The organism is Streptomyces sp. AC602_WCS936, from assembly GCF_019049125.1.
In the GTDB taxonomy this organism is placed as follows: Bacteria; Actinomycetota; Actinomycetes; order Streptomycetales; family Streptomycetaceae; genus Streptomyces.
In genome coordinates this window covers 1-13,138 of the sequence record NZ_JAGMUF010000018.1, presented here as the reverse complement: position 1 = coordinate 13,138, position 13,138 = coordinate 1, and the positions used below count along the sequence as shown (strand labels likewise).

Genomic DNA, 13,138 nt, shown 5'->3' with positions numbered 1-13,138 from the left:
TCGGCCGCCGCCCCCGCACGGGAGCAGCGGCCGACCACACAATGACCGTAAGGGAGAGGATCAGGCCTCGGCGGCCTCGTCGCCCTCACCCTCGGCCGCGGGCTCCTCCGCCTGCGCGGACAGAACCTGCAGCACCACGGTGTCGTCCTCGACGGCCAGCTTCACACCGGACGGCAGCTTGACGTCCTTGGCCAGGATCGAGGCACCGGCCTCCAGACCCGCCACCGACACGGCGACCTGCTCCGGGATGTGCGTGGCCTCGGCCTCGACCGGCAGCGCGTCCAGGACGTACTCCAGCAGGAAGCCGCCCGGGGCCAGCTCACCCTCGGCCTGCACCGGGATCTCGACGGTCACGGTCTCGCCGCGCGTCACCAGCTGCAGGTCGACGTGCTCCAGGAAGCCCTTGATCGGGTCACGCTGGACCGACTTCGGGATCGCCAGCTCGTTCGTCTTGCCACCGTCGATGTCCAGCGCGATCAGGACGTTCGGCGTACGCAGCGCCATCAGCAGTTCGTGACCCGGCAGCGTCAGGTGCAGCGGGTCGGAACCGTGGCCGTACAGGACACCGGGAACCTTGTCGTCACGACGGATACGGCGGGCAGCGCCCTTGCCGAACTCGGTGCGCGTCGCGGCGGCGATCTTCACCTCGGACATGATCACTCCTCGTAGAGGTAGAAACGGACGTGGTCACCCGGCCACGAACGGCCTGCTACGAAGAGCGCGTCGATAACGGACAGCCACACCCGAAAACGGGCACGGCCTCCCTCGCCGAGCAACTTCAGCAGTCTACTCGGAGAGGGAGGCCGCACCCAAAACGATCTCAGCGCTGTGCAGAACGGTTACTGCAGAACGCTCACTGCTCGTCGAACAGGCTCGTCACCGAACCGTCCTCGAACACCTCACGCACCGCACGCGCGATCGTCGGCGCGATCGACAGCACCGTGATCTTGTCCAGCTCCAGCTCCGACGGCGTCGGCAGCGTGTCCGTGAACACGAACTCACTCACCTTCGAATTCTTCAGCCGGTCCGCCGCCGGACCCGACAGCACACCGTGCGTCGCCGTCACGATCACGTCCTCCGCACCGTGCGCGAACAGCGCGTCCGCCGCGGCGCAGATCGTGCCACCCGTGTCGATCATGTCGTCGACCAGGACGCAGATACGCCCCTTCACGTCACCCACGACCTCGTGCACCGTGACCTGGTTCGCCACGTCCTTGTCACGCCGCTTGTGCACGATCGCCAGCGGCGCGCCCAGACGGTCGCACCAACGGTCCGCCACCCGCACCCGGCCCGCGTCCGGCGACACCACCGTCAGCTTCGAACGGTCCACCTTCGCACCCACGTAGTCCGCCAGCAGCGGCAGCGCGAACAGGTGGTCCACCGGACCGTCGAAGAAGCCCTGGATCTGGTCCGTGTGCAGATCCACCGCCAGAATCCGGTCCGCACCCGCCGTCTTCATCAGATCCGCGATCAGACGCGCCGAGATCGGTTCACGTCCCCGGTGCTTCTTGTCCTGCCGCGCGTAACCGTAGAACGGCACGATGACCGTGATGGAGCGAGCCGACGCACGCTTCAACGCGTCGATCATGATCAGCTGCTCCATGACCCACTTGTTGATCGGAGCCGTGTGGCTCTGGATCAGGAAACAGTCCGCACCACGCGCCGACTCCTGATAACGCACATAGATCTCGCCGTTGGCGAAGTCGAAGGCCTTCGTCGGGACAACCCCGACACCCAGCTGATGGGCGACCTCCTCGGCAAGCTCGGGGTGGGCGCGGCCGGAGAAGAACATCAGCTTCTTCTCGCCGGTCGTCTTGATCCCGGTCACAGCACTTTCTCCTCAGAGGTTCGCAGCTGAGCGTCATGGGCGCTCTCCCGCTGGCCGCGGGGGCGTCTCAGCTGGTGGGGTGCGGATGTGCACTTATCACGGTACGCCCAGTTCGACGCACCGGTTTCCGGTCAGCCTTCGCCGCCGGCCTCCGGAGCCGCCGCCCCGGCCGCCTTCGCCGCCGCGCTCCCCGGACGCTTACGAGCCACCCAACCCTCGATATTCCGCTGCTGGCCACGGGCCACGGCCAGCGAACCGGGCGGCACATCCTTCGTGATCACCGAGCCGGCGGCGGTGTAAGCACCGTCCCCGACCGTGACAGGAGCCACAAACATGTTGTCCGAACCCGTACGGCAGTGGGACCCGATGGTCGTGTGGTGCTTGTCCTGCCCGTCGTAGTTCACGAACACGCTCGCCGCACCGATGTTGGTGTACTCACCGATCGTCGCGTCACCCACGTAGGAGAGGTGCGGGACCTTCGTCCCCTCACCGATCGAGGAGTTCTTCGTCTCGACGTACGTCCCGACCTTCGACTTGAGACCGAGGCGGGTCCCGGGACGCAGATACGCGAACGGACCGACGGTCGCCTCCGGACCGACATCGGCACCGAGGGAAACGGTGTTGTCGACGCGGGCGCCCGCACCCACGCGGGTGTCGGTGAGCCGGGAGTTCGGCCCGACCTCACAGCCCTCGGCGAGGTGCGTGGCACCGTGCAGCTGCGTACCCGGGTGCACGACGACGTCCTGCTCGAACGTCACCGTCACGTCCACCCACGTCGTCGCCGGGTCCACCACCGTCACGCCGGCCAGCATCGCCCGGGTCAGCAACCGGTCGTTGAGGATGCGGCGGGCCTCGGCCAGCTGCACCCGGTTGTTGATCCCGGCGATCTCCCGGTGGTCACCGGCGACCGACGCACCGACGCGGTGACCGGCCTCGCGCAGAATCCCGAGCACGTCGGTGAGGTACTCCTCGCCCTGGCTGTTGTCCGTCCGCACCTTCCCGAGCGCGTCCGCGAGCAGCTGCCCGTCGAACGCGAAGACGCCCGAGTTGATCTCCCGGATCGCCCGCTGCGACTCGGACGCGTCCTTGTGCTCCACGATCGCCGTCACGGCACCCGAAGCCCCGTCCCGCACGATCCGGCCGTACCCCGTCGCGTCCGGCACCTCCGCCGTCAGCACGGTCACGGCGTTCCCGTCGGCGGTGTGGGTGGCGGCGAGGGCCCGCAGCGTCTCGCCGGTCAGGAGGGGGGTGTCCCCGCAGACGACCACGACCGTGCCGTCCACGGCACCGCCCAGTGCCTCCAGCCCCATCCGCACCGCGTGACCGGTGCCGTTCTGCTGCTCCTGGACGGCGGTACGGACGTCGGGGGCGACCTCGGCGAGGTGCGCGGTGACCTTCTCGCGGGCGTGCCCGACGACGGCGACCAGGTTCTCGGGGTCCAGCTCACCGGCGGCGGCGAGCACGTGCCCGACGAGGGAACGGCCGCACAGCTCGTGGAGGACCTTGGGTGTGGCCGACTTCATACGGGTGCCCTCACCCGCTGCGAGAACGACGACGGCTGCCGGGCGAATGGCGCTCACGGGATGCCCTTCGGCTTTGAGGGGGTGGGGGTGGACATCCGCAGGATACCGGGGTGGTTTGTGGGGGGTATGAGTGCGGGCCCTGACGGTGGCGTCAGGGCCCGAACAAGAGCTCCCCCATCAGGATTTGAACCTGAACTTAAGGGACCAAAACCCTCAGTGCTGCCTGATTACACCATGGGGGATCAAACTCGGCTGAACCGGACATTCGGTTAGGTCGCCGAGTCGGCACCCAACACTATGCCGTACCAAGAGCCTTCGATGCGACGGTACAGGTCGGCGCTCTCTGGGACTTTGATCGCGGGGCGCCCGCGCGGTTCGAGGGATATCGCGTCGTATCGTTTGTCGAAAGTCACCGGAAATGGGGCGCCTCGCGCCCGTAGGCTGGAGGCATGACCACGACGGGGGAAGACCACGCACCGGCCCGGGGTGGGCCTTGGTGGTGGGGCAGGCGGCGCGGTGCGGTGCTCGATGTGAGCCTCGGTGTCGTGTCCGCGTTGGAGTGTGCGGCGGAGGGGGTTCCGTTCGCGCGGGATGCCGGGATTCCGTTGGCGGCGGGGGTCGTCTTCGGGGTGTTGGCCGGTTCGGTGCTGGTGGTGCGGCGGAGGTATCCGATCGCGGTGGTGCTGGTGGCGATCGCCATCACGCCGGCCGAGATGGGTTTCCTGATGGGCGTGGTGGGCCTCTACACGCTGGCGGCGTCGGAGTTGCCGAGGCGGGTCATCGGGGCGCTGGCCGGGATGACCTTCCTGGGGACGCTGATCGTGACGTTCGTGCGGCTGGGGCAGGACATGCGGGCGGACGGCCTGGACCTGGGGGATTGGTTCCTTCCGTTCGCGTCGATCGCGACGTCTTTGGGGATGACCGCGCCGCCGTTGCTGCTGGGCCTGTACGTGGGGCAGCGGCGGCGGCTGATGGAGAGCCTGCGGGAGCGGGCGGACAGTCTGGAGCGGGAGCTTCAGTTGCTGGCCGAGCGGGCGGAGGAGCGCGCTGAGTGGGCGCGCAATGAGGAGCGGACGCGGATCGCGCGGGAGATGCATGACGTGGTCGCGCACCGGGTGAGTCTGATGGTGGTGCACGCGGCGGCGTTGCAGGCGGTGGCGCGGAAGGATCCGGAGAAGGCGGTGAAGAACGCCGCGCTGGTGGGGGACATGGGGCGGCAGGCGCTGACGGAGCTGCGGGAGATGCTCGGGGTGCTGCGCAGTGGCGGGGAGGGTGCGCGGGCGGAGCGGGCGGCGGTGCCGTTGGCGGCGGTGGGGGTGGCCGCGGCCGCGGCGGCTTCGCGGGCGGCGGACGACGGTGAGCGGTCGGGTGAGGGGCCGTGTCTGTCGGAGCTGGACGAGTTGATCGGGCAGTCGGAGGCGGCCGGGATGGTCGTGGATCTGTCGGTGGAGGGGGAGGAGCGTTCGTATCCGTCGGTGGTGGAGTCGACGGCGTTCCGGGTGGTGCAGGAGGCGTTGACGAACGTGCACAAGCATGCGGCGGGTGCGAAGACGTATGTGCGGTTGGCGCATCGGGTGTCGGAGATCGCGATGCAGGTGGAGAACGAGCCGCCGCCGGTGGGGTCGTCGGAGGAGCCGGGGGCGCGGTTGCCGTCGGGCGGTAACGGGCTGGTGGGGATGAAGGAGCGGGTGGCCGCTCTGGGGGGTGTGTTCGTGTCGGGGCCGACGGATGCGGGGGGTTTTCGGGTGTCGGCGGTGATTCCGGCGGCCTCGTAGCGGCGGGGTGTGCGGGGCGGTCAGCCCGTGGTGAGGCGGGTGGGCTGGGTGCCGGCGACGAGGGTGGCGAGGGCCTGGTCGATGTCGGGGCCGAGGTACCAGTCGCCGGTGTGGTCGAGGGCGTAGACGCGGCCTTCGGTGTCGATGGCGAGGAGGGTCTGGCTGCCGGTTTCGGTGCCGAGGGGGCAGGCCTGGGTGGCGAGGGCGCGGCCGAGGTCGCCGAGGGTGCGGGCCATGTGGAGGCCGTGGAGGGGGTCGAGGTGGAGGGCCGCGGGGGCGATGTGGCGGCCGGGTCCGGTGGGGGTGATGTGGAGGCCGCCGAATTCGGCCCAGGCCTCTACGGCGGCGGGGAAGACGGTGTGGCGGTGTCCTGCGGGTGAGGTGTGTTCGCGCAGGGTGTCGGCCCAGATCTCGGCCTGTTTGATGTCCCAGCGTCCGGGTTGCCAGCCGGCGTCGCGGAGGGCGGCGTCGACGGGGACGGGGAAGCGGGTGGTGGAGGTGCGGTCGGCTTGCATCTGCCCTTGGTTCGTTTCGGGTGTGTGGTGCGGCGCGGGTGCGGTCGCCCGGTCGCCCGGTCGCCGGGGTGGGTGCCGGGCGTCGGGCGTCGGGGTCAGTCGTCGTCGGTGGTGGGGTCGACGATGCGGACGCCGAAGTGGGCGCTGAGGGCGGTGCAGGCGCGGCAGGGGGTGGCGAAGCCGCCGTGGAGGGGGTCGCCGTCCTCGCGGATGCGGCGGGTGGTGAGTTTGGCGTGTTTGAGTGCTTTGCGGGCTTCGCCGTTGGTCATGGGTTTGCGGGAGGCGCGTTTGCTGCGGGCGGCGTCGGCGGTGGCGAGGTGGCGTGAGATGAGGATGGTTTCGGCGCAGCGGCCGGTGTAGCGGTCGCGTTGGCCGCTGGTGAGGGTGTCGAGGAAGTCCTGTACGAGGTGGTGCAGGGCGGGGGGTGTGTCGGCGCGGGTGGCGGTGCCGGTGAGGGTGGTGCCGCGCACGGAGAGGGCGGCGGCGACGGTGGGGAGTATGCCGTCGCGGCGGTGCAGGAGGGTGGGTGCGTGGTGGGTGTCCGCGCTGCTCCAGCCGATGCGGGGGTCGCCGCTTCGGGGGTCGTCGGATCGCCCGGTGTCGGGTCCCGTCTGTGGGCCCGTCCGTGTCGCACTCATGATCATTTTCCCCTCCTGAGCATCCCCCCGAAGGTCACAGAGTGCCAAATCGCGTGGCTGCTGCGGAAGCTGGGGCGTGGTGACACGCCCGGTTATGGGCGTTCCGTCACGGGAGGGTGACGTCTGGTCACGGAAGCGGAGGGGTGTGTGTCGGGTACGGGGTCCGGTGCCGGTGACCCCTCTCGTCGTACCGCATAGGCTGTCGGCACCGCCTTCGCGTGCGGTGACCAGACAGTGCAGACAGACAGATCAGGCAGATCAGACAGACGCCGCAGGGGGCAACCGCCATGACGACAGGTCGGCTCGGGCAAGCGGCCGCGCCGCCGAACGCGGCCTATGCCGGGCAGGTCGTGCATTTCCCGGATCCGGTGCGGGCGGCCCGTCACCCGAGAGGGGTACGGGTGGACGAGGGTGGCTATCCCGTCTTCTCGCCGTATGCCCGTGCGGTGGCGGAGATCGCTGATCCGCCGGAGGGTTTCGGGGTCGACGAGCTGCGGTTGACGGACTACGTGTCGGCGAACGCGGCGTTGTCGGCGTCGGGGCACGAGTTGTGGGACACGGTGCCGGCGGTGGCGACGCCGCACGGCTGGACGTGGCACCACGTGGCGGGGTCGCGGCGGATGGAGCTGGTGCCGGTCGAGGTGAAGGCGCTGCTGCGGCATCACGGCGGGATCGCGACGGCGGCGGTGGACCAGGGCAAGCGTGGTACGCGGCCGTTGCAGGAGACGCGTCCGGCGCATTTCGGGCTGCCGAAGTCGGGTGTGGCGGTGACGGAGCAGCAGGTGCAGGGGGTCGAGGAGGACCTCGGGTACCGGCTGCCGGGTGCGTACCGGTCGTTCCTGAAGGCGGCGGGCGGCTGTGCGCCGGTGGGTACGGCGCTGGACGCCGAACTGGGGCTGCTGGTGGACCAGCCGTTCTTCACGGTGCGTGAGGAGGCGGCGGTCAATGACCTGGTCTATGTGAACAAGTGTCTGCGGGACCACCTGACGAAGGACTATCTGGGCGTCGCGTTCGTGCAGGGTGGTCTGCTCGCGGTGAAGGTGAAGGGCGAGCGGATCGGTTCGGTGTGGTTCTGCGCGTACGACGACGTGCGGGACGTGGATCCGTCGATGGCGCCGGCGGAGCGCGTGGAGCGGTTGCTGTTGCCGTGCGGTGAGGATTTCGACGCGTTCCTGTCGCGGCTGGCGGGTTCTCCGCCGGAGTTGGAGACGGTGGCGAACCTGATGGTGGACGGCGGTTTCGCGCGTGCGGTGCCCGCGTCGGCGTCGGTAGGGGAGTGAGCTGGCGATGGTGACGTTCGCGCAGGCGCAGGAGCGTGCGGAGGAGTGGGTCAACGGCGAGCTGCCGGCGTATCAGCACCGTGAGGTGCGGGTGCGGGAGTTCGACCTGGGGTTCGTGGTGTGGGCCGAGGACCGTGCGGAGGGGCCGCGTTCGGACGGGGGTGCGCAGCGGCTGGTGATCGCGCGGGACAGTGGTGAGGCGACGCTGTGGCCCGCGCTGCCGGTGGGTGAGGTGATCCGCCGGTACGAGGAGGAGTACGGCCGTCCCGAGGAGGCGGCGGAGCCGGTGCCGGCGCCCGCGGCGCGGGTGGATCTGAATCAGACGTCGTTCTTGCTGAGTCCGCCGGAGTGGTTGCAGGAGGCGGCGGACAAGCTGGGGATTCCGGATCGGCGGGGGGATCGCGACACCGCCGGTGCCGGTACGCAGGGTGGGGCGCCGTCGGCTTCCTCTGCTCCTGCGGCTCCTGCGGCTCCTGCGGCTCCTGTTGCTCCTGCGGCTTCGGCCGGCGTGCAGGGGAGCGGTGCGGGGTGGCCTGCGGCCGGTGCGGGTGAGGCTGCTTCCGGAGACGGCGGTGCGCCCGGGGCGCCTGCCGGGGCGACGCCCTGGGCGGGGACGGACACCAACGCCGATGCCGGTGAGGATCGTTCCGTGCCGTTGCCCGAGACGGTGTTCGCGCCGCCGCTGAGCGATGTCGACGGGGGGACCCCGCCGCCCTCGGCGACGCCGGACGCCAAGACGGCGCTGATGTCGGGCGGCAGTCAGCTTCCGCCGACGGCGCTGGCACCGGCGATCGACGACCCGAACGCGTCGGCTTCGTCCGCGGGGCCGGGTACGCCGTCGGCCGGCCCGGGGGCGTCCGCCACGCCGGCCCGCCCGGCGGTGCCGAACGCCGGGGACATCGCGGATGCCGCGACCAGCAAGGCGACCCCTCCGCCGCGTCGCGGCGGTGGTTCGACCACGCCGCCTCCGCCGAGTGCCCCGGGTGTGCCGGGCGCGCGTCCGGGTGCCACGCCTCCGCCTTCGGCGCCCGCCGGTCCGGGCGGGCCGGCCACTCCGGCGGGTGGCTATGTGCCGACGCAGCTGGTGTCCTCGCTCGGTCCCGAGGGACCGGGCGGTGGTCCCGGGACGCCGCCACCGCCGAACGCGCCGCAGCCGCCGGCCGGTCAGGGGGCGCCCGGTGGGCCGGGTACGCCGCCTCCGCCGAGCGCGCCGGGTACGCCGCCCCCGCCCAGTACTCCGGGGACGCCGCCGGGCGGGGTGCATCACGCCGCCACGATGCTGGCCGACCCGGGCCGCACGGGCGGCGGGGCGCCGCAGCCGCCCGCACCTCCTGGTCCTCCGGGCGCTCCGGGTACGGCTGGTGGTCCTGGTACGCCGCCGCCTCCGGCCGCTCCCGGCGTGCCGGGTGCGCAGGGCGGTCCTGGTACGCCGCCGCCTCCCGCGGCTCCCGGTGTGCCCGGTGGTTCCTCCGGTGGCGCGGGCGGTGCCGTGCACCATGCGCAGACCGTGCTGGCCGCGCCCCCGGCGGGCGGCCCCGGCACGCCTCCGCCGCCTCCGGGTGCTCCGGGTGTTCCCGGCGCTCCGGGCGCCGCGCAGCCCATGCCGCCCGGCGCGATGCCGCCGCCCGGCGGGCCGGTGCCCGGTGCGCCGCCGGCGTACGGCTATCCGCAGCCGCCGGCCGGTATGCCGACCGTCGGTCCCGGCTACCAGGCCGTGCTGCGCTACCGCGCGCAGGACGGTTCCGAGCAGCAGCTGATCCGGCGTTCGGCGCCGGGTACGCCGCACCCGGAGTGGCAGATCTTCCACGAGCTGCGGGCCATGAACGTGCCGCCGGACCAGGTGCTGGAGCTGCACACGGAGCTGGAGTCGTGCGAGTTGCCGGGCGCCTACTGCGCGCGGATGATCCGGGAGCAGTGGCCGCAGGCGCGGATCACCTCCATCGCGCCGTACGGCACGGATCACGCGAGCCGGCAGCAGGGCATGCAGCAGCTGCTGGAGCACCAGGGCGAGCTGCACCAGGTGGCCGACGGGCCGGCCCGTCCGGCGCCGGTGCGGGCGCCGTTGCCGCAGGTGCAGCCGGTGCCGCCCGTTCCGCCGGAGGCGATCGGACAGGAGCTGGCCGGGGCCTTCGGGCCGGGTGTGTTCCGGTTCGAGCAGGCCGCGGTGTCCCGGCAGGGAGTGCCGCCGGTGGTGGCGCACACGCTGGTGGCGGCGGGTCTGCCGATGGACATGGGTCCGTTCTTCTGGGCGCAGGCCCAGCCGGGGAGGCCGGTGCCGACGCTGGCGGAGCTGGCGGCGGAGCGCGGGGTGCAGCCGGCCCCGGACGCGGGTTCGTACCTGGTCGTGGGCAGTGACTTCGGCCGGGCGATCTGTGTGCAGTACGGCACGGCGGCCATCGTGGCGGTGCCGGTGGAGGCGGGGCCGGGCGGTGCTCCGGTGCCGCCGCAGTTCGTGAACACGGGGCTGCCGGAGTTCGCGCGCTGTATGGCGCTGCTGGGCCGGATGTGGCGGCTCAGGTTCGGTCTGAACCAGGAGCAGGCGGGCCGCTGGACGGTGGACTTCCAGGCGCAGTTGGCCGCGCTGGACCCGGCCGCGCTCGGGTCGCCGGAGAGCTGGTGGTCGGTGCTGCTGGAGCAGATGTGGGACGGGCTGCTGTGAGGCTGCGGCGCAGCTGACGTACGCGAGGGTGGGGCCCGGTCGGCCGGTGAGGCGACCGGGCCCCACCCCTTTTGTGCGCGGAGGCCGGTCCGGTGTGTCGCATTATGAGGGCTTACGTCCGATCCATAAAGTCGGTTAAGTCCATTTACCGCGGCAGGTTCCCCACAGGGGTGATGAGCATGACCAGCGCATCGGCGTCCCCTCACGGCTTCGTGACCGTACGCGGGCGCGAGCGCGGCTACCGTCCGGAACAGGTGGAGGAGTTGACCGCGGCCCTCTGCGAGGAGCGGGACGCGGCCTGGGAGCGGGCCGCCCGGCTCACCGTGCTCGCCCGGGAGATGGGCGCGGAGCTGGAGCGGCTGCGGGAGGTGGTGGCGCGGCTGCCGCAGCAGGACTACGAGGCGCTCGGGGAGCGCGCGCGATCCCTGTTCCGGCTCGGACGGGAAGAGGCGGAGGCCGTTCGGGAGGGGGCGCGGGCCGAGGCGGACGGGTTGCTGGAGCAAGCGCGGGCGTACGCGGCCGGGGTGCGCGAGGCGGCGCAGGCGCACGCCGACGACGTACGCGCGGAGGCCGACGAGCGGCACCGGCAGCGGCTGCTCGCGGCGCGGGCGGAGGCCGACGAGGTGCGGATCGCGGCACGGCGCGAGGTGAAGGCCGGGCGGGGGGAGGCGCTGGCCGCACTGCGTGAGATGCGGAAGCGGACCACCGGGATGCTGGCCGAGCAGAGCAGGGAGCACGCCGAGCGGGCGGCCGCACAGGACCGTGCGCGGCAGGAGGCGTCGCGGGCCGCGGACGCGCACCACGAGGAGCTGTTGGCGCGCGCCGAGCGGGAGTTGTCCGAGGCGAGGGCGGAGCTGGCCGAGGCGGAGGAGGCCGCCGTGCGGTGGCAGGAGGAGGCCCGGGTCCGGGCGTCCGAGACGGTCGCCGGGGCCCGGGCCCGTCAGGAGTGGATCGCCCGTGAGACGGAGCGGGTGCTGCACGAGCACGGGGAGCGGTGGGACGAACTCCAGGCCCACGTGGCGTCCGTGCGCAGCAACCTCAGTTCGCTGACGGGCCGGGCGGTGGAGTGACGCCGCACCGCCGGTGTCGTCGTCACTCCCCTCTGCGGACCGCGCCCGCCAGGATCCAGCCCTCCACGGCCTCGTAGTGCCGGCGCTGTTCCTCCGCCTTGCGCCGGCCGGAGAGCATGGTGCCCAGCCAGCCGCAGGCGAAGCCGAGGGGGATGGAGACCAGGCCGGTCGTGGTGAACGGGAACCAGTTGAAGTCGGCGTCGGGGAACGCCGAGACGGGTGAGCCGGAGACCAGGTTGGTGCCCGGCATCAGCAGCAGGACGGCCAGCGAGCCGCCGATGAGGGTGCTGAGCAGGCCGGCGCGGGTGTAGCGGCGCCAGAAGAGGCCGTAGACCAGGGCGGGGGCGATGGCCGAGGCGCCCAGGCAGAAGGACAGGGTGACCAGCGGCTGGAGGCTGCGGTGCTGGACGAGGGTGGCCAGCACGATCGCGGGGACGCCGACGGCCAGGGCGGACAGGCGGGCGAGGGTCATCTCGCGGCGCGGTGACAGTTCCTGCACGCGGGTGGCGAAGACATCGTGGGCCAGGGAGTTGGCGCAGGCGAGGATCATGCCGCCGACGGAGGCGAGCAGGGTGAGGAAGACGGCCGTGGTGACGGTCGTGAAGAGGAAGGTCTCCGCCGTGGAGACCTCGGCGCCGAACGCGGCCTGGGAGCCCAGCAGGTAGGCGGTGTTGCCCTGCGGGTCGATCCCGGCGATGACCGCCCGCCCCACCAGCGCCGTCGCACCGAAGCCGACCACCGTGATGACCAGCACGAACAGTGCCACGCTGGAGACCGCCCAGGACATCGAGCGGCGCACCTGGCGGGCGGAGGACGCGGTGTACATGCGCATGGTGACGTGGGGGAGGCAGGCGCCGCCGAGGACGACGGTCAGCTGCGAGGTGATCATGTCGGCCCCGGGGTGGGGCCCGCCCGCGAACTGGAGCCCCGAGTTCAGGAACGCCGGCCCCGCGCCGCTGTTGTCGGCCGCCGCGTCGAACAGCGCGCCCGGGTCCCAGTCGAAGCGGTTGAGGATGAGTACGGCGATCACGGCGCCCGAACCGAGCAGCATCAGGATCTTGAGGATCTGGATGAGGGCGGTGCCCTTCATGCCGCCGATCGCCGCGTAGCTGATCATCAGCACGCCCAGCCCGATGATGCAGCCGGTCTCCAGTGATTCGCCGGAGAAGCCGAGGACGAAGGCGAGCAGTTGGCCGGTGCCCGCGAGCTGCACCAGCATCAGGGGCAGCAGGGCGGCGATGGTCACCGCGCAGGCCGCGATGCGGACGCCGCGTCCGGGCATCCGGCGGGCGAGTGCGTCGCCCATGGTGAACCGGCCCGCGTTGCGCAGGGGTTCGGCCAGCAGGAACATCAGCAGCATCAGCGACAGGGCGGTGCTGAGCGCCAGTACGACACCGTCGTAGCCGAACAGCGCGATGACGCCGCCGGTGCCGAGGACGGTCGCCGCGGAGATGTAGTCGCCGGCGATCGCCAGGCCGTTGCGCATGGGGGACAGGGATCCGTAGCCGGTGTAGAACTCGTCGAGGTCGTCCCGGTCGGGGCCGGTCATCACGCACAGCAGCAGAGTGATGGTGGCGACGGTGGTGAAGCCGACCAGGGCCATCGTCTGGGCGTTGCCGCTGAACTCCGTCATCGCCCCGCCCCCCGCCGGGCGTCCAGTTCGGCCTCCTTGCGGATGCGGTCCGCGAGCGGGTCGACGTGCCGGCGGGCGGTGTGCTCGTACAGCGCGATCGCCAGCCAGGTGACGGGGAGTTGGAGCAGGGCGAGCAGCAGTCCGGTGGGCAGGCCGCCGGCGAGGGAGGTCCCGGTCATGAAGCCGGGTGCGTAAGCGGACAGGAACAGGAACAGGG

11 protein-coding genes are annotated in these 13,138 nt (G+C 71.7%); 4 read left to right on the top strand and 7 right to left on the bottom strand.

What is annotated here, in order from left to right; translation table 11 throughout:
• Nucleotides 1–60: 60 nt before the first annotated feature.
• The 3 genes from KUM03_RS08290 to glmU form a co-directional block, all read right to left on the bottom strand.
• The gene (locus KUM03_RS08290; protein ID WP_217246374.1) at nucleotides 61–654 is read right to left on the bottom strand and encodes a 50S ribosomal protein L25/general stress protein Ctc; all 594 of its coding nucleotides are present in this window, start codon (nucleotides 652–654) and stop codon (nucleotides 61–63) included.
• 199 nt (nucleotides 655–853) lie between these two features.
• Complete coding sequence (locus KUM03_RS08285) at nucleotides 854–1,828, bottom strand: ribose-phosphate diphosphokinase (RefSeq protein ID WP_073729275.1); 975 nt, start codon at nucleotides 1,826–1,828, stop codon at nucleotides 854–856.
• Nucleotides 1,829–1,959: 131 nt separating this feature from the next.
• Nucleotides 1,960–3,408, bottom strand: coding sequence for a bifunctional UDP-N-acetylglucosamine diphosphorylase/glucosamine-1-phosphate N-acetyltransferase GlmU (gene glmU, locus KUM03_RS08280; protein WP_217246373.1), 1,449 nt, complete (start codon nucleotides 3,406–3,408; stop codon nucleotides 1,960–1,962).
• Nucleotides 3,409–3,800: 392 nt separating this feature from the next.
• Here glmU and KUM03_RS08275 point away from each other — a divergent pair, with 392 nt between their 5' ends.
• Nucleotides 3,801–5,126: a sensor histidine kinase gene (locus tag KUM03_RS08275; RefSeq protein ID WP_217246372.1), complete on the top strand. Its 1,326-nt coding sequence runs from the start codon at nucleotides 3,801–3,803 to the stop codon at nucleotides 5,124–5,126.
• Nucleotides 5,127–5,146: 20 nt separating this feature from the next.
• On the opposite strand, the gene KUM03_RS08270 is transcribed toward KUM03_RS08275, so the two are convergent.
• On the bottom strand, nucleotides 5,147–5,641 hold the full coding sequence (locus KUM03_RS08270) for an SUKH-3 domain-containing protein (RefSeq protein ID WP_217246371.1): 495 nt from the start codon (nucleotides 5,639–5,641) through the stop codon (nucleotides 5,147–5,149).
• A gap of 95 nt (nucleotides 5,642–5,736) precedes the next feature.
• Nucleotides 5,737–6,279 carry a YwqJ-related putative deaminase gene (locus tag KUM03_RS08265; RefSeq protein WP_217246370.1) on the bottom strand — a complete coding sequence of 181 codons (543 nt, stop codon included), beginning with the start codon at nucleotides 6,277–6,279 and terminating at the stop codon, nucleotides 5,737–5,739.
• Nucleotides 6,280–6,566: 287 nt separating this feature from the next.
• Here KUM03_RS08265 and KUM03_RS08260 point away from each other — a divergent pair, with 287 nt between their 5' ends.
• The 3 genes from KUM03_RS08260 to KUM03_RS08250 all read left to right on the top strand — a co-directional run bounded on the left by KUM03_RS08260 (nucleotide 6,567) and on the right by KUM03_RS08250 (nucleotide 11,288).
• Nucleotides 6,567–7,559, top strand: coding sequence for an SMI1/KNR4 family protein (locus KUM03_RS08260; protein WP_217246369.1), 993 nt, complete (start codon nucleotides 6,567–6,569; stop codon nucleotides 7,557–7,559).
• A 7-nt stretch (nucleotides 7,560–7,566) separates the two neighbouring features.
• Nucleotides 7,567–10,218 (top strand): SUKH-4 family immunity protein, encoded by a 2,652-nt coding sequence (locus KUM03_RS08255; protein ID WP_217246368.1) that lies wholly within the window; start codon nucleotides 7,567–7,569, stop codon nucleotides 10,216–10,218.
• A gap of 179 nt (nucleotides 10,219–10,397) precedes the next feature.
• Nucleotides 10,398–11,288 carry a cellulose-binding protein gene (locus KUM03_RS08250; protein ID WP_217246367.1) on the top strand — a complete coding sequence of 297 codons (891 nt, stop codon included), beginning with the start codon at nucleotides 10,398–10,400 and terminating at the stop codon, nucleotides 11,286–11,288.
• Nucleotides 11,289–11,310: 22 nt separating this feature from the next.
• On the opposite strand, the gene KUM03_RS08245 is transcribed toward KUM03_RS08250, so the two are convergent.
• Together KUM03_RS08245 and KUM03_RS08240 are read right to left on the bottom strand one after the other, a co-directional pair.
• Nucleotides 11,311–12,921 (bottom strand): cation acetate symporter, encoded by a 1,611-nt coding sequence (locus KUM03_RS08245; RefSeq protein WP_217246366.1) that lies wholly within the window; start codon nucleotides 12,919–12,921, stop codon nucleotides 11,311–11,313.
• On the bottom strand, nucleotides 12,918–13,138 hold a 221-nt coding region (locus tag KUM03_RS08240; RefSeq protein ID WP_217246365.1), incomplete at its 5' end, for a DUF485 domain-containing protein. The genes KUM03_RS08245 and KUM03_RS08240, both read right to left, overlap by 4 nt.